At 65.9% G+C, this 16321-nt stretch carries 14 protein-coding genes; 4 read left to right on the forward strand and 10 right to left on the reverse strand.

Features of this window, described 5'->3' with window-relative positions; genetic code table 11:
- Positions 1 to 20: 20 nt before the first annotated feature.
- The 6 genes from ACFPOU_RS12305 to ACFPOU_RS12330 all read right to left on the reverse strand — a co-directional run bounded on the left by ACFPOU_RS12305 (position 21) and on the right by ACFPOU_RS12330 (position 3753).
- Positions 21 to 704, reverse strand: a complete 684-nt coding sequence (locus tag ACFPOU_RS12305) for a phosphoribosyltransferase (protein ID WP_379721433.1) — start codon at positions 702 to 704, stop codon at positions 21 to 23.
- 85 nt (positions 705 to 789) lie between these two features.
- Positions 790 to 1263, reverse strand: a complete 474-nt coding sequence (locus ACFPOU_RS12310) for an Hsp20/alpha crystallin family protein (protein WP_379721436.1) — start codon at positions 1261 to 1263, stop codon at positions 790 to 792.
- 209 nt (positions 1264 to 1472) lie between these two features.
- Positions 1473 to 2312: an S-formylglutathione hydrolase gene (fghA, locus tag ACFPOU_RS12315; protein WP_379721439.1), complete on the reverse strand. Its 840-nt coding sequence runs from the start codon at positions 2310 to 2312 to the stop codon at positions 1473 to 1475.
- 56 nt (positions 2313 to 2368) lie between these two features.
- Complete coding sequence (locus ACFPOU_RS12320) at positions 2369 to 2953, reverse strand: chromate transporter (RefSeq protein WP_379721442.1); 585 nt, start codon at positions 2951 to 2953, stop codon at positions 2369 to 2371.
- Entirely contained in the window at positions 2950 to 3522 is a 573-nt protein-coding gene (locus tag ACFPOU_RS12325) for a chromate transporter (RefSeq protein WP_379721445.1), read from the reverse strand. Before ACFPOU_RS12325 ends, ACFPOU_RS12320 begins: the two co-directional genes overlap by 4 nt.
- A 54-nt stretch (positions 3523 to 3576) precedes the next feature.
- On the reverse strand, positions 3577 to 3753 hold the full coding sequence (locus ACFPOU_RS12330) for a hypothetical protein (protein WP_379721448.1): 177 nt from the start codon (positions 3751 to 3753) through the stop codon (positions 3577 to 3579).
- A 209-nt stretch (positions 3754 to 3962) separates the two neighbouring features.
- Between ACFPOU_RS12330 and ACFPOU_RS12335 the strand changes: the two genes are divergently transcribed.
- Complete coding sequence (locus ACFPOU_RS12335; protein ID WP_379721451.1) at positions 3963 to 4178, forward strand: hypothetical protein; 216 nt, start codon at positions 3963 to 3965, stop codon at positions 4176 to 4178.
- Positions 4179 to 4631: 453 nt separating this feature from the next.
- The gene (locus ACFPOU_RS12340) at positions 4632 to 6716 is read left to right on the forward strand and encodes an ATP-dependent helicase (protein ID WP_379721454.1); all 2085 of its coding nucleotides are present in this window, start codon (positions 4632 to 4634) and stop codon (positions 6714 to 6716) included.
- A gap of 65 nt (positions 6717 to 6781) precedes the next feature.
- Here the strand turns inward: ACFPOU_RS12340 and ACFPOU_RS12345 are convergent, their stop codons facing one another.
- Positions 6782 to 6916 carry a hypothetical protein gene (locus ACFPOU_RS12345; protein WP_379721457.1) on the reverse strand — a complete coding sequence of 45 codons (135 nt, stop codon included), beginning with the start codon at positions 6914 to 6916 and terminating at the stop codon, positions 6782 to 6784.
- A 170-nt stretch (positions 6917 to 7086) separates the two neighbouring features.
- A complete protein-coding gene (locus tag ACFPOU_RS12350) occupies positions 7087 to 7725 on the reverse strand; it encodes a phosphohydrolase (protein ID WP_379721460.1) in 639 nt (212 codons plus the stop codon).
- A gap of 186 nt (positions 7726 to 7911) precedes the next feature.
- On the opposite strand from ACFPOU_RS12350, the gene glpD reads away from it, so the two are divergent.
- Together glpD and ACFPOU_RS12360 are read left to right on the forward strand one after the other, a co-directional pair.
- Positions 7912 to 9444 (forward strand): glycerol-3-phosphate dehydrogenase, encoded by a 1533-nt coding sequence (glpD, locus tag ACFPOU_RS12355; RefSeq protein ID WP_379721882.1) that lies wholly within the window; start codon positions 7912 to 7914, stop codon positions 9442 to 9444.
- Positions 9445 to 9567: 123 nt separating this feature from the next.
- A complete protein-coding gene (locus ACFPOU_RS12360; RefSeq protein WP_379721463.1) occupies positions 9568 to 10194 on the forward strand; it encodes a glutathione S-transferase family protein in 627 nt (208 codons plus the stop codon).
- Between the two features lie 156 nt (positions 10195 to 10350).
- Here the strand turns inward: ACFPOU_RS12360 and ACFPOU_RS12365 are convergent, their stop codons facing one another.
- Both ACFPOU_RS12365 and ACFPOU_RS12370 read right to left on the reverse strand, forming a co-directional pair.
- Positions 10351 to 11202: a CheR family methyltransferase gene (locus tag ACFPOU_RS12365; protein WP_379721467.1), complete on the reverse strand. Its 852-nt coding sequence runs from the start codon at positions 11200 to 11202 to the stop codon at positions 10351 to 10353.
- A complete protein-coding gene (locus ACFPOU_RS12370) occupies positions 11190 to 16106 on the reverse strand; it encodes a hybrid sensor histidine kinase/response regulator (protein WP_379721470.1) in 4917 nt (1638 codons plus the stop codon). The genes ACFPOU_RS12365 and ACFPOU_RS12370 overlap by 13 nt, the downstream gene beginning before the upstream one ends.
- Positions 16107 to 16321: the final 215 nt, after the last annotated feature.

The raw sequence follows: 16321 nt of genomic DNA on the forward strand, positions 1-16321 counted from the left end.
TGGTTGCGTCAAGTGCTGCGTCAAGTGCTGCGTAAGGGGTGGGCGAGATCCCGGCTGCGCCAGGCCATCGCCAGCAAGTCCTGCACTTCCTCGTCGCTCGTCTGGTCGAACGCTTCGTACCACTGGCTGACCGCCCGGAAAAAGGGCGGCGCGGCCAGGCAAACGACTTCGTCCGCCAGCGGCGCCAGCGCCGCCAGTGTGTCGGGTGGGGCGACCGGTGCGGCCACGATGACGCGCCGCGCCTGGCGCCGGCGTGCCACCTGCACCGCCGCCAGCATCGTCGAGCCGGTGGCAATGCCGTCGTCGACCAGCACCACGTCTTTGCCGGCCAGGACCGGTTCGGCGCGTCCACCCCGGTAGAGACGGGCACGCCGTTCGATTTCCTGCAATTCACGGGCGGTGATCGCGTCGACCTGTTCCTGCGTGAGGCCCATCAGGCCGGGCACGCCCGGCTGCAGGACGCGCACGCCGCCGCTGCCGACGGCACCGATGGCGTACTCGGGCTGTCCGGGCAGGCCCAGCTTACGGACCAGCAGGATGTCGAACGCCAGGTCGAGCGTCATCGCCACCGCGAACCCGACCGGCACGCCTCCCCGCGGCAGTGCAAGCACGATCGCGTCCGGCTGGTGCACGACTGTCCCCAGCGCTTTCGCGAGCAACTTGCCGGCCTGGGCGCGATTCTTGAAACGGCGAATCTGGGCCATCGCGGTCATTCCCGGACCATGCCCAGCCGTCCTGGCCGGGCATGGCCGCTTTCGGTCCTGCGTCTTTCAACCAGCCCGGCTGGCCTTACTGGATGTCGAGCCGCCGCACCGTGCCGCCCTGTTTCTTCGGCAGCGTAAGGTGAAGCACCCCGTTTTCCAGCCTGGCCTGCGCGCTGGCATCGTCGACCTCGGTAGGCAAGGTAAAACTGCGCATGAACTTGCGGGCCGAGCGTTCAGAATACACCACGTTTTCGCCCTCGCGGCGTTCGTTTGCCTTGCGGCATTCTCCTTCGATCGTGACCCGCTGATGGTCGACCGCGACCTTCAGGTCCTGCTTCTCGACCCCCGGCATTTCGGCCTGGATTTCATAGGCCTGGTCGCTCTCGCTCATGTCGAGCCGCGGGATGCTGGCACCCTCGTCGAGGCGGCGGTTGCCGGCCAGGGCAAGGGGTGCGAAAAAGTCCTCGAACATGCTCTCGACGAGGCGGCCAAACCCGTCCTCGGCCACGCTGGGCCGGTAGGCCGACAGGGGCGTACTGCCTCTTCTGACGAGATCCATGGTAAGCCTCCTTTCTTCATTGTCGTTCCACTGCGCGGCGTCATGCCGCATCTTTTTTATAGGGCAGCGCGGCGGCATTTTCAAGGGGTTTCAAGAGGCGAAAGCGATGCGGCGAGTCCGCTTTGCAGCGGCTTTGCGGGAGGGCAGGGAAGGTGCAGCCGGCCGGAACCGAAGCGGGTTCCGGTGGTCGATATGGCAGGCGCTGCGCCTCAGCCGAGCTGGCGGCGGTGCAGGCGCAGGTGGTCTTCGACGAAACTCGAGATGAAGTAATAACCGTGGTCGTAGCCGGCGTGGCGGCGCAGGTTCAGCGGCTGGCCGGCCGCTTCGCAGGCGGCCTCGAAGACGTCGGGATTGAGCTGGTCGGGCAGGAACTTGTCGGCAAGGCCCTGGTCGATGAGGATGCCTTGCGGGAAGCGCACCGGTCCGGAAGCGACCAGTTCGGTGGCGTCGTAGTTGCGCCAGGTCGCCTTGTCCGCGCCGAGGTAGCCGCCGAAGGCTTTTTCTCCCCAGGGGCAACGCGACGGGGCGGCGATCGGGGCAAAGGCCGAGACCGAGCGGAACAGTTGCGGATTGCGCAGGGCCAGCACCAGCGCCCCATGCCCGCCCATCGAGTGCCCGAAGATGCCGCAGCGCGCCGGGTCGGCGCCGAATTCGCGCAGCACGAGTTCGCGCAATTCCAAGATATAGCTGTACATCCGGTAGTGGCGCGACCAGGGTTCCTCGGTGGCGTCGACGTAGAAGCCGGCGCCCACGCCGAAGTCCCAGCTGTCGGTCTCGCCAGGGACGTCGGCGCCGCGCGGGCTGGTATCGGGCAGCACCAGGATCAGGCCTTCCTCGGCTGCCACGCGCTGGGCGCCGCCCTTGATGGCGAAGGTCTCTTCGGTGCAGGTCAGGCCGGCCAGGTAGAACAGCACCGGCAGGCGCTTGCCCTCGGCGCCCGGCGGCAGGAAGACCGAAAAGCGCATCGGCAGGCCGATGGCCTGTGCATCGTGCTGGTAGAAACGCTGGACGCCGCCGAAGCAGGCGTGTTCGCTGAGGAGGGTTGGCATGGAGGGCTCCGGTTGATCGATACCGGAAGTATGCCAGTTCGTCGCACCTTGTGCGCTTACACGATACCAAGCGCCCCCAGCAGGGCGCCCGCGCCCAGCACCCAGAGCAGGTGCAGCCGGGTGCGCCAGATCAGCAGGCAGCTAACCAGCGCGAGCAGCCACAGCGGCCAGTGCACGCCCGGGCCGCCGGCCGAGGTCGCCAAAATCCAGGCCGTCGACAGCAAGAGCGCGATCACGACCGGCGCCATGCCCTGCTTGAAAGCGCGCACCGGACGCAGTTCGCGGTTGCGCTGGCCCCACTGCGCGACCTGGTAAGTGAAGATGGTCGAAGGCAGCAGGATGCCGGTCATGGTGACGAGCACGCCGAGCAGGGCGGCGGTCGTACTGCCGGCGTTGATGCCGACGTACCAGCCCATCAGCGCCACGAACAGCACGTTCGGTCCGGGCGCGGCCTGGGCGATGGCGATCGAATCGTTGAACTGGGCCTGGGTCAGCCAGCCATGCTGCTCGACCAGGAAGCGGTGCATCTCGGAGGTCGTCGAAATCGCCCCGCCGAGCGACATCAGCGACAGCAGCAGATAGTGGCCGAACAGGTTCAGCCAGTCGTGCCAGTCGAGGCTGATGTGGAGGGCGCCGTTCATCGCAGATTCCGGTAGGCCAGCACGCAGCCCAGGCCACCCAGGCCGGGCAGCACATAAAAGAGCGGCAGTTTCAGGAGCGCGACCAGCACGAAGCCGAGCGCGCAGACGGCCAGGCACCAGGGCAGGGGTACCGGACTGCGTTTCAGGGCGAGCGAGAGCTTGAGGCCGGCCGCCGCGATCAGGCCGGCGGAGACCGCGGCCATGCCGCGCAAGGCGCCAGCCACCTGCGCATTGTCGGCGAAGCGCGCATGCAGGACCGCCAGCAGCAGCACCAGCACCAGCGGCACGGCCAGCATGCCGGCCAGGGCCGTCAAGGCGCCGCGCAGGCCGAAATAGCGCGCACCAATCATCATCGACAGGTTCACGACATTTGGCCCCGGCATGATCTGCGCGACCGCCCAGTCCTCGATGAACTCGTCCTGGGTCAGCCAGCCCTTGCGCTCGACGAGTTCGCGCTGGACGACCGCCAGCACGCCCCCGAATCCTTGCAAGGCCAGGACGGTGAAGGCGAGGAACAGGTCGGGCAGGGAGGCGGGACGGGGACGTTCGGAAGCGGGAAGGGGAGTCATCCCGCGATTATCGCGCCCGGCCTGCTTGCTGTCACGCTAAGTAATTGGACGGGCTCAGCCTCCGCCAATGCCACGCATGACGCGCCCGCTGCCCCCGCATTGCGGACAGGGTTTGCCGTCGGCCAGCTTGCCGCTGCCGGCGCAAGCCTCGCAGACGTCCTCGCCGGCGCCGGCCGTGCCGGGAGTCGCTTCGTCGCCAGGGTTCAGGTCGGGGTCAGGTGTGGTAGCCATGCTTGCCTCGCAGTCGGGTGGGGGAACAGGGCCATTCTAGGCCGGTCCGGCGCCTTCTGGCGCGCTCTTGCGCGGCGCAGCGCAGCGGAGCGCGTAAAGGGGTATGTACAAGTATTTCGTGTGTTCGATAGAAAGTTGACATTGACATTGTCTTGCTTTGATGAATACTCCTTAGGGCAAATCATTCAACCTGACAATGCGAGGTCGCGATGCAGAATTCCCCCGTCGAGCGAACAGCGGCCGAGGCCGTCCTGGACGACGCCCGTACCGATGCGCAGCAGCGTGTGATCGTCGATGCCGGCATTGCGGTGCAGGACAGCACGAACACCATGTCCGCCGTCGAATACCTGCGCCGGCGCGACATCGGCGCCGATGTCATCGAACGGGTGCTGCTCGAACCGCACCGCCGTCGTTCGGGGTCGTAAAAGTTTCCCATCAAGAGCCCGATTCGATATCAAAGAAGCATGTTTAAGACGCGCCGAAGCCTGCACTTAACCACATAAATTTCTTTTTTTCATCTTCGCGCTGCTCCTGTATATCCCTGCACATGATCTCGCAAGTCATTGATTTTTCGTGAAATCGCTCTTGCCTGTCGTTTGGGCAAGTTGTTGAAAGCCGCATCGGCGCGGGTTTTCCGCCTGTCAAGCCCCATCTTTTCCACAAAGTTATTCACAGAGTTTGTGGATATCCAGAAAAGTTCTTTATTTACGGCTACTTAGCCCGTGACCGTCGCTGACCAGGTGAACTCGACACCGGGTTCGCATGCCGTTTTTACGACAAAGCGTGGGACCGGCAGTACAAAATGCACTTGCGGAGCGATACTGGACAAATGTACAGTTGGGTTGTTTTCTTCTCGCCACCCATTTTTGTATTCCGTCATGTCCACCGCCGCCACTGCCGTGCCTCCCGTCGACGATCCCTTCGCCAGCCTCAATCCCGAGCAGCGCGCGGCGGTCGAGCACGACATCGGCACGCCCGCCAGCCGGCCGCTGCTGGTCGTGGCCGGCGCCGGTTCGGGCAAGACCAGTACCCTGGCGCACCGCGTGGCGCGCCTGATCCTGGAAGGCGCCGATCCGCAGCGCATCCTGCTGCTGACCTTCTCGCGGCGCGCGGCCAACGAAATGGGCCAGCGTGCCGGCAACGTGCTGCAGCGGATCATGGGCGGGCGCACGGAAGGCGCGGCAAGCTTGCCCTGGGCCGGCACCTTCCATGGCATCGGCGCGCGCCTGCTGCGCGAGTTCTCCGGGCGGATCGGCCTGGACGAATCGTTCACGATCCACGACCGGGGCGATTCCGAAGACCTGATGGGCCTGGTTCGCCACGAGATCGGCCTCACCCAGACGGCCAAGCGTTTCCCCCTGAAGGGTACCTGCCTGTCGATCTATTCGCGCGTGGTCAATGCACGCGAGCCGCTCGACCTGGTCTTGCAGGGCAGCTTCCCCTGGTGCTGCGAATGGGAGCCGCAGCTCAAGCGCCTGTTCGGCGCCTACGTCGACGCCAAGCAGGAACAGAACGTGCTCGACTACGACGACCTGCTGCTGTTCTGGGCCGAGATGGCGTCCGACCCCGAACTGGGCCCGGAAATCGGTGGGCTGTTCGACCATGTGCTGGTCGACGAATACCAGGACACGAACCGCCTGCAGGCGGCGATCATCACCGGCATGAAGCCCGACGGCGCCGGCGTGATGGTGGTCGGCGACGACGCCCAGTCGATCTATTCGTTCCGCGGCGCGACGGTGCGCAACATCCTCGATTTCCCCGGGCAGTTCTCGCAGCCGGTACGGACCATCACGCTCGACCGCAACTACCGTTCGACCCAGCCGATCCTGGACGCCTCGAACGCCGTCATTGCTGCTGCACTCGAGCGCCACGCCAAGACGCTGTGGACGGACAAGGCCGCGAGCAGCCTGCCGCAACTGGTCCTGATTCCGGACGAGGCCGAGCAGGCGCGCTGGGTCTGCAAGCGCGTCCTCGAACACCGCGAAGCGGGCATCAAGCTCACCGCGCAAGCCGTGCTGTTTCGCGCCGCCAGCCATAGCGCGACGCTGGAACTCGAACTGATGCGGCGGAATATCCCGTTCGTCAAGTTTGGCGGCCTGAAATTCCTGGAAGCCTCGCACATCAAGGACGTGCTGGCGGCGCTGCGCTTTGCCCAGAACCCAAACGGCCGGATGGCCGGCTTCCGCGTGCTGCAACTGATTCCAGGTATTGGACCGGCCACGGCCACGCGCCTGCTCGACGCCGTGGCCGAGGCGCCGGAAGCGGGCGACGCGGTCGAGGCCTTTGCCGCGCCGAATAAAAGCCAGGGCGACTGGCAGGCGTTCGTCACCCTCTACCGGCGCCTGCGCGCGCCGGGTTTGCGCTGGCCTGCCGACATCGAACTGGTGCGCGACTGGTACCTGCCGCACCTCGAGCGCCTGCACGACGACGCCGGCGTGCGCGCCGCCGACGTCGCCCAGCTGGCCGCGCTGGCGGGCGGCCACGGCACGCGCGAAAGCTTCCTGGCCGAGATCACGCTCGACCCGCCCGAGGCCACCAGCGACCGCGCCGGCCCGCCCCTGCTCGACGAGGATTACCTGGTCCTGTCGACGATCCACTCGTCCAAGGGACAGGAGTGGACGTCGGTACATGTGCTCAATGCGGTGGACGGCTGCATTCCGTCGGACATGAGCACCGGCAGCGCCGAGGACATCGAGGAAGAGCGGCGCCTGCTGTACGTGGCCATGACCCGCGCCAGGGAGCACCTGCACCTGGTGGTGCCGAACCGCTTCTTCATCAAGCAGCAATCGCAGATGGGCGACCGCCATGTGTATGCGGCGCGTACCCGCTTCGTCACGCCCGCCATGCTCAAGCACTTCGAGGAATGCGTCTGGATCACGGCCGAGATGGCGAAGTCGAAGACGCCGATGCCCGAGAGCGTCAGGATGCTGGTGCGCGAGCGGGCGCGCAATGCGTGGAAATGAAGGGACGCAGGCTTCGGCCCGATGACTTATCCCCTGTTGTAGGACTTTGTAGGAATCTTCTGATTTCACCTCTGTTCACCAAACCACATGGCGTGCAAGCCATTGATTTTAAAGGGGGCAATTTTTGCCTGTAGATTGGGCATTTTGTTGAAACCCGCATCAATACTGCGCTTGCGGCTTGTCAAGAGGCGCTTGTCCACATAGTTATCCACATTTGTTGTGGATATCGGCGCAACCTGAATAAAATCAATGCCTTAGCTTCGACTATTTGCGATTGATCAACCCTTTGATGCCCTGCTGAGCCAGCACTGCGCCGAGCGATATTGCAACACCATCACTGTCGCGCGGCGCTGCGCGCGCACCGATGCGCTCAAACGCCGCGATCGGCCGTCCCGATGAGGGCGGTCAAGCGCGCAAGTTCGGCCAAGAAACGCTCGCAGGCCAGCGCCGGCGGCCAGGGCTCCCAGGGCGCGCCGCCATACATGGCGGCCAGCGGGTCTTCCTGCAGCACGGCTGCGCGGATCTTCAGCGTGCCGCGCACTTCCTCGCGCGACCAGCCGGCCACATGCACGGCTTCGCTGGCGGCGGCCAGGCGGTCGGCGCGCTTGTGGCGGGCATGCTCGGCCGGCGTCCAGGACGGCAGGCCGTAGCGCAGGAAGACGGCGTGTTCCAGCCGATTCGTCAGGGCACGGAAGCCGTCGCCCAGGAAAGGCTTGATCACCGAGAGCGCATCGAAGCCGAGCAGGCCTTCCTCGGCGTCGTGCAGCAGTTCGCGCAATTCCAGCAGGGGATCGACGCGCCCGCCCAGGGCCGCGCGCTGCAGCAGCATCACCGTGATCGAATGCTGGGCTACCGAGAGCGGCAAGGGCCAGGCCGAATGTCCGCCCCAGCGGTAGGTGCGTGCCAGGCCGAGCGCGAGGTCGGCATCGTCCCAGTCGAAGGGCGTGGGGTTGAGCAAGTCCAGGCGTTTGCCCGACGGCATGCGCACCCAGGCGCGTTGTTCGGTCATGGGCGGAAAAGAGACGTCGTTGTCATGGCCCCGATTCTACACAGGCCGCAGCTGCCTGGCGGCCGGAGGCAAGGACCCGGCGCGCATGTTGCATCGGCAAAACGTCTTGATCCATGCGAATATGGAGATTGCGGGGCGGCATACACTGGATCGGTTTGCGATTCTCGAGGAGGCGCCGTGGATGACGTGGTCAAGCGATTCGAATGCGACGTGCTGGTCGTCGGCGGGGGCATCAATGGCGCGGCCATTGCGCGCGACGCCGCCGGGCGTGGCCTGCGCGTCGTACTGTGCGACAAGGACGACCTGGGCCAGCACACCTCCTCGGCGTCGAGCAAGCTGATCCACGGCGGCCTGCGCTACCTCGAGCATTACGAGTTCGGCCTGGTGCGCAAGGCGCTGCGCGAACGCGAAACGCTGCTGTGCAGCGCGCCCCACATCATGCATCCGCTGCGCTTCGTGATGCCGCACGACAGTGGCGCGCGGCCGGCCTGGATGATCCGGGCCGGCCTGTTCCTGTACGACCACCTGGCGCGGCGCGAGTTCCTGCCCGGCTCGCATTCGGTCGACCTGCGCGCGCACCCGGCCGGCGCGCCCCTGCAATCGCGTTTCACGCGCGGGTTCATGTATTCCGACGGCTGGGTCGACGATGCGCGCCTGGTCGTGCTCAACGCCCTCGATGCCCACGAGCGCGGTGCCGTGGTCCTGACCCATGCCCGCTGCGGCGCTCCGCAGCGCCATCCCGACGGCTGGAGCGCGACGCTCGACGCCCAGGGCCGCCACCTGCAAGTCAACGCCCGTTGCCTGGTCAACGCCGCCGGTCCCTGGGCCGCGCGCTTCCTGCATGGCGCCACCAATGCCGCCGGCGGACGCGCGCTGCGCCTGATCAAGGGCAGCCATATCGTCGTGCCGCGCCTGTTCGCCCATCCGCACGCGTATATCTTCCAGCACCCCGACGGACGCATCGTGTTCGCCATGCCCTACGAGGGCGCGTTCACCCTGGTCGGCACCACCGACGTCGATTACCGGGGCGAACTCGACAAGATTGCGATCAGCGCCGACGAGATTGCCTACCTGTGCCAGCTCGTGAACCGCTATTTTCGGCAAGCCATCGCGCCGGAAGACGTGCTGTGGAGTTATTCCGGCGTGCGGCCGCTGGTCGACGACGACGCCGCCAGCGCGGCGGCGGCCACGCGCGACTTCCGGCTCGAACCCGACCTGGCCGGCGCGCCGCTGCTCTCCATCTTCGGCGGCAAGATCACCACCAGCCGCAAGCTGGCCGAGCAGGCCGTCGACTGGATCGGCGCGGCGCTCGGGCACCCGGCGCCGGCCTGGACCGCCAACGCCTGCCTGCCGGGCGGCGACCTGTACGGGCCGCGCCCGGACAAGCGCGCGGTGCTGGAATTCGGCGCGTGGACCGCGCGCCAGGCGAGCCGCTATGCCTGGCTGCCCGAGGCACTGCTGGTGCGCTACGCGCGCGCCTACGGCACCCGCATCCACCCGCTGCTGGCACGCCGCGCCAGCCTGGCCGACATGGGGCGCGAGGTGGTGCCGGGGCTGTACGAGGCCGAGATCGACTATCTGGTGCGCCACGAATGGGCGCGCAGCGGCGCCGACATCCTGTGGCGCCGCACCAAGCTGGGCCTGCACGTGGCGCCCGGCAGCGCCGCGCTGCTCGACGCGTGGATCGGCGCGCGCAAGGGGGCACCGGCGTTGCAATAGGACGCGGCACTTGCCTCGCTTGCTTCCCTCCGTGCCAGCATGACGGTCCGTCAAGGCCGGGCCGGCGTGCGGGCGCGATTGCGGCTATGATTCTCCGGTAGCCACGACAACAGGAGGAGACCGATGAAACTGTATATCAGCAGCCACGCGCCGAACCCGCGCCGGGTAAGCATGTTCATGCTCGAAAAGGGCATTTCCGGCATCGAGACCGAGACGGTCGACCTGATGGCCGGCGAGCACCGCAGCGAGCGCTTCCTGGCCAAGAACCCGCTCGGCCGCGTGCCCGCGCTCGAATTCGACGACGGGCGCGTACTGAGCGAGACGCGCGCGATCTGCACCTATCTAGAAGGCCTGCATCCGGAGCCGAACCTGATGGGCGCCGACTTCGAGGAGCGCGCCTTCATCGAGATGGCCGACCGCCGCATGGAACTGCACCTGCTGCTGGAAACGGCCACCAGCGCGCGCCACCTGCACCCCGCGCTGGCGGCGCTGGAGCAGCCGCAGTTCAAGGACTTCGGCGCGGCCCAGGGCGAGAAGATGCGTGTCACGGCGCGCTGGCTCGACCAGCTGCTGGGTCGGCAGGCGTTCGTGGCGGGGGAGCGGTTCACGATTGCCGACATCACGGCGTTCTGCGCGCTGGAGTTCGGACGCGGGCTGCTGCGTTTCCGGCCGGGCGACGAGGGCATGGCGAATCTGCAGGCCTGGCGCGACCGGATTGCGCAGCGGCCCAGCGCGGTGGGGTCGAAATGAAGAAGTGGACAAAGGTGTCCGGTTATCCCGCCCAGGCCGCGTAACCTGGATGCCGTGCCGGCGGTTCGCCCCGCGGCGAGCCGCTTGCAGTGCCGGCGGCACTGCGACCGGCCATGAAAAAGGGCGGCCGGGCCGCCCTCCATGCCGGCGATCGCCTTACCCGACGCGCCGGTACCACGGCAGGTTCTCCAGCAGCGGCTGGTATGCCGCCGCGTACGCATCCCCCGGCGCCAGTTCGCGGTCGATTCCCAGCACGCCGAAGCGCGCCAGGCTGTCGTTGAACAGGCGCAGCACGCGCTGGCGCAGCATCGGGCCGAAATCGGCCAGGGCGCGGCAGCAGATGATGGCCTGGAACTCGTTGAACGAGGCGTCCGTCACCAGGTTGTAGCCGGCCCAGGTGATGCGGCCGCGCAGGCGCGCGAGCAGGGTGGCGCGGCCCTCGCGCAGCTCGAAATAGTCCGCCAGCCGGCCGCTGCCGCCGCTTTGCAGGTAATGCTCCTGCAGCGCGGGCAGCAGTTGCGCGTCGATGTCGGCGTCGCGCACCTCGGCCAGCACTTCGTCGTTGGCCAGGGTGGCGAAGATCTCGGTGCGCGCGAGCAGGCCTTCCTCGTGCAGCAGGATCGCCAGGGTCCAGGCGTCGCCGACGCCGGTGCATTCGGCCAGCCAGACTTTCGGTACCGCCACCGGCCGCAGCGATTTTCCCAGCACTTCGCGTGCCTCGCGCGCCCGTACCGGATCCTGGAACAGGGCGGCCGGATTGACGGCCAGCGCGCGCAGCACGCTCGAGGCGGCGCCCGGCTCGTGCAGCACGCGCTCCTGCAGCGCCGAGACGGTCTTCAGTTCGCGCTCGGCCATGACCCCGAGCAGCTTGCGCCGGACCAGCTGGCGGTCGTAGTCGCGGAAATCGTAGCCGTGCCTCTGGGTCAAGGCTTCCAGCAACAGGTCGATCTCCAGCTCCTCGATCGCCTGCGAGGAGGCGAAGGCGGCGAAGGCGGTCAATGCAGCCACACGCGCATCAGCGACAGCAGCTGTGCCACATCGACCGGCTTGGTGATGTAGTCGGACGCGCCGGCGGCGATGCACTTGTCGCGGTCGCCCTTCATCGCCTTGGCGGTCAGGGTGATGATCGGCAGCGACTTGAACTTCGGAATGCGGCGGATCGCGCGCATCGTGTCGTAGCCGTCCATCTCCGGCATCATGATGTCCATCAGGACGATCTCGATGGTCGGGTCCTTCTCCAGCACCTCGATGCCGTCGCGCCCGTTCTCGGCGAAGAGCACATGCATCTGCTGGCGCTCGAGGAGGGAGGACAGCGCGAAGATGTTGCGCAGGTCGTCGTCGACGATCAGCACCTTGCGGCCCGCCAGGCCGCCGTCGAGCGCATGAATCTCTTCCAGCATCTTGCGCTGCAGTTCAGGCAGCGAGGCGTGCGAGCGGTGCAGGAACAGGGCCGTCTCGTCCAGCAGGCGCTCGGGCGAACGCGCATCCTTGATGACGATCGTCTTCGCGTATTTCTTGAGCTTCGTGACTTCCTTGCGCGAGAGTTCCTGTGCGGTGTAGATCACGATCGGCAGGTCGCGCAGGGCCGGCTTCTTGCCGATCGCATCGAGCAGGTCGAAGCCCGAGATGTCCGGCAGGGTCAGGTCGAGCACCATGCAGTCGAAGTGCTGGCCGTCCAGCGCCGCCATCGCTGCTGCGCCGGTTTCCACCGTCACCATGTTCAGGTCGCTGTCGCCGATCAGGTTCACGATCAGCTCGCGCTGGGCCATGTCGTCTTCGACCACCAGCAAGGAACGCTTGCCGCCGACCAGGAACTTCTGGATGCGGTTGAATTCCTCGTCCAGCACCTCGCGTTCGACCGGCTTGTTCAGGAAGGAGATCGCGCCCTGGCGCAGCGCACGCTCGCGCTCGCGCAGTGCCGACACCACGTGCACCGGGATGTGGCGGGTGCTCGGGTCGCGCTTGAGGCGGTCGAGGACCGTGAAGCCGTCGATGTCGGGCAGGTCGATGTCGAGCAGGATCGCCGACGGCAGGTAGTCGCGCGCCAGCGACAGGGCCGAGTCGCCGCGGTGGGTGACGATGCCCTTGAAGTTCTTCTCGCGGGCCAGTTCCAGCACCGTCTTGGCGAAGCGGTCGTCGTCCTCGACGATCAGCACCGACGGATCGCCCGGGGCGATCAGGCCGCGGTCGTCCAGCATCGAGGCGTATTCGACCAGGTTGCTGTTGGTCGGCGCCTGCACTTCGATGGTGGCCACGCCGCCGTGTTCGCCAGATTCGATCGGGGCGTAGGCGATGGGAGCGGCCAGCGGCGCGCTCGGCGCCACCAGGCGTGCCGGCTGCGGCTGGCGCGTCGCTTCGTAGTTGATGAAGCCGGCGCGGTTGTAGGGCAGGTAGAGGGTGAAGATCGAACCGACGTTGACCGTCGATTCGACACGGATCTCGCCGCCCAGCAGGCGTGCCAGCTCGCGCGAAATCGACAGGCCCAGGCCCGTGCCGCCGTATTTGCGCGCGGTGGAGCCGTCGGCCTGCTGGAAGGCCTCGAAGATCAGCTGCAGCTTGTCCGACGGGATGCCGACGCCGCTGTCGCTGACCGAGAAGGCGAGCACCGCGTCCGCATGCAGCAGGTGCGGGTGGTCGGCGGTCCAGCCGCTGGTGACCAGGCTGATGTTGAGGGCGACCTGGCCGTGGCTGGTGAACTTGAACGCGTTCGAGAGCAGGTTCTTCAACACCTGCTGCAGGCGCGTGGTATCGGTCATCACCGCGGTCGGCAGGTTTTCCGCGAGGTCGACCTGGAAGCCGAGGTGCTTGGCTTCGGCCATGTGGCGGAAGGTGCGGTCCACGTAGTTGCGCAGGTTGGAGAAGCGGTACTCGGACACGTCGAGCGTGACGGTACCGGACTCGATCTTCGACAAGTCCAGGATGTCGTTAATCAGGGTCAGCAAGTCGGAACCGGAGCCGTGGATGGTCTTCGCGAATTCGACCTGCTTGCCCGACAGGTTGCCTTCCGGGTTATCCGATAACTGCTGCGCCAGGATCAGCAAGGAATTGAGCGGCGTCCTCAATTCGTGCGACATATTCGCCAGGAACTCCGACTTGTACTTCGACGACAGTGCCAGCTGGGTCGCCTTTTCTTCCAGCGCCAGCTTGGCCTGCTCCACCTCGCGGTTCTTGCGTTCCACCTCGATGTTCTGCTCGGACAGCAGGCGCGCCTTTTCGGCCAGCTCCTGGTTGGTCTGCTGCAGCTCCTGCGCCAGCGACTGCGACTGGGTCAGCAGCGACTCGGTACGGCTGTTCGCCTCGATGGTGTTCAAGACCACGCCGATCGACTCCATCAGCTGGTCGAGGAAGGAGAGGTGGGTTTCGGTGAAGCGGTCGAGCGAGGCGATCTCGATGACGGCCTTGACCTGCTGTTCGAACAGGATCGGCAGTACCACGATGTTGTTCGGCGGAGCCGAACCCAGGCCCGACGAGACGACGATGTAGTCGCGCGGCACGTCGGTCAGCCAGATGCGGTTCTTCTCGAGCGCGCACTGGCCCACCAGGCCTTCGCCCGGCAGGAAGGAGGTCGGCAGCTTGCGGCTGGAACGATAACCGTACGACGCGATCATGCGCAGGCGCGCATCGGCTTCCTGCGAGTCCATCATGTAGAACACGCCATGGTGGGCCGAGACCAGCGGGGCCAGCTCGGACAGGATCAGCTTGGTCACCGCGCCCAGGTCGCGCTGGCCTTGCAGGAGCCGCGTAAAGCGCGCCAGGTTGGTTTTGAGCCAATCCTGCTGCGCGTTCTTCTGCGTGGTTTCCTTCAGGTTGCGGATCATCTCGTTGATGTTGTCCTTCAGGTAGGACACCTCGCCGCGCGCTTCGACCTGAATCGAGCGCGACAGGTCACCACGGGTCACCGCCGTTGCGACTTCACCGATGGCGCGCATCTGGTTGGTCAGGTTGGCCGCCAGCTGGTTGACGTTCTCGGTCAGGTCTTTCCAGGTGCCGGCGACACCGGACACGTTCGCCTGGCCACCCAGCTTGCCTTCGGTGCCCACCTCGCGCGCAACGCGCGTCACCTCGGAGGCGAACGAGGACAACTGGTCGACCATGACGTTGATCGTGTCTTTCAGCTCGAGGATCTCGCCTTTCACGTCCACCGTGATCTTCTTGGACAAGTCGCCGCGCGCCACCGCGGTCGTCACCGCCGCGATGTTACGCACCTGGCCCGTCAGGTTCGATGCCATGAAGTTGACGTTGTCGGTCAAGTCCTTCCAGGTGCCGCCCACGCCCGGCACGTAGGCCTGGCCGCCCAGCTTGCCCTCGGTACCCACCTCGCGCGCCACGCGCGTCACCTCGGAGGCGAACGAGGACAACTGGTCGACCATCACGTTGATCGTGTTCTTCAGTTCCAGGATCTCGCCCTTGACGTCCACGGTAATCTTCTTCGACAGGTCGCCGTTCGCCACCGCGGTCGTCACGTCCGCGATGTTACGCACCTGGCCCGTCAGGTTACCCGCCATCGAGTTCACGCCGTCGGTCAAGTCCTTCCAGGTACCGGCAACGCCGGGCACGTTCGCCTGGCCGCCCAGGCGGCCCTCGGTACCGACCTCGCGCGCCACGCGCGTCACCTCGGATGCGAAGGAGTTCAGCTGGTCGACCATGACGTTGATGGTGTTCTTCAGCTCGAGAATCTCGCCCTTCACGTCCACCGTGATCTTCTTGGACAAGTCGCCGTTCGCCACGGCTGTGGTCACGTCCGCGATGTTGCGCACCTGGCCGGTCAGGTTACCCGCCATCGAGTTCACCGAGTCGGTCAAGTCCTTCCAGGTACCGGCCACGCCCTTCACCTGCGCCTGGCCGCCCAGCTTGCCCTCGGTACCGACCTCGCGCGCCACGCGCGTCACCTCGGAGGAGAACGAGGACAACTGGTCGACCATCACGTTGATGGTGTTCTTCAGCTCGAGAATCTCGCCTTTCACGTCCACGGTAATCTTCTTGGACAGGTCGCCGTTCGCCACCGCGGTCGTCACCGTCGCGATGTTACGCACCTGGCCCGTCAGGTTCGAGGCCATGAAGTTGACGTTGTCGGTCAAGTCCTTCCAGGTGCCGCCCACGCCCGGCACGTAGGCCTGGCCGCCCAGCTTGCCCTCGGTACCCACCTCGCGCGCGACCCGGGTCACCTCGGAAGCGAAGGAGCGCAGCTGGTCCACCATGACGTTGATGGTGTCTTTCAGCTGCAGGATCTCGCCGCGCACGTCGACCGTGATTTTCTTCGACAAGTCGCCGTTCGCCACGGCCGTCGTCACTTCCGCGATGTTGCGCACCTGGGACGTCAGGTTACCCGCCATCGAGTTGACCGAGTCGGTCAAGTCCTTCCAGGTACCGGCCACGCCCTTCACTTGCGCCTGGCCTCCCAGCTTGCCCTCGGTACCGACCTCGCGCGCCACGCGCGTCACTTCAGACGAGAAGGAGGAGAGCTGTTCGACCATCGTGTTCGCGGTCGTCGCCGCGCGCAGGTACTGGCCCTTGAGCGGGTGGCCGTCCACTTCCAGCGCCATTGTCTGCGACAGGTCGCCCTTTGCCACGGCGCCGATGACGCGCGCCATTTCCGTCGTCGGGCGCACCAGGTCGTCGATCAGGGTATTGACCGAGCTGATGATCGTGCTCCAGCCGCCGACCACGCCGGGAACGTCGGCGCGCTGGGTCAGGTGGCCCTCGCGGCCGACCACGCGCGACACTTCCGTCACGGCTTCGACCATCTTCGATTTGGTTTCGATGATGTCGTTGAGCGTGTCGGCGATCTTGCCCGACACGCCAGTCCAGTCGGAAGGCATGCGCACCGAGAAGTCACCCTTTTTCAGGGCCATCAGCGTTGCCAGCAGGAGCTTGACGTCCAGCTGTTCGGCCATGTCGGTCATTGTGTTCATCGACGTTTAATCCTTGTCATGGAAAATTGCTGCTGCGTTCTCGTCGGCACGGGGCACTGGCCTCGCGCGGGGGAAACTGTTAAATGGAAATACGAAACGATACTCTTGTGTGAAATCAAGTCAAGCGCAAGCGATGCATCCGCGCCATCACAAACCTTGTAATTGGGGAATTTTACGCGCAAGCGCAGGAGCCTATCCGAAACAGCATTTCCATA

The organism is Massilia jejuensis (genome assembly GCF_042656795.1).
Taxonomy (GTDB): Bacteria; Pseudomonadota; Gammaproteobacteria; order Burkholderiales; family Burkholderiaceae_D; genus Telluria; species Telluria jejuensis.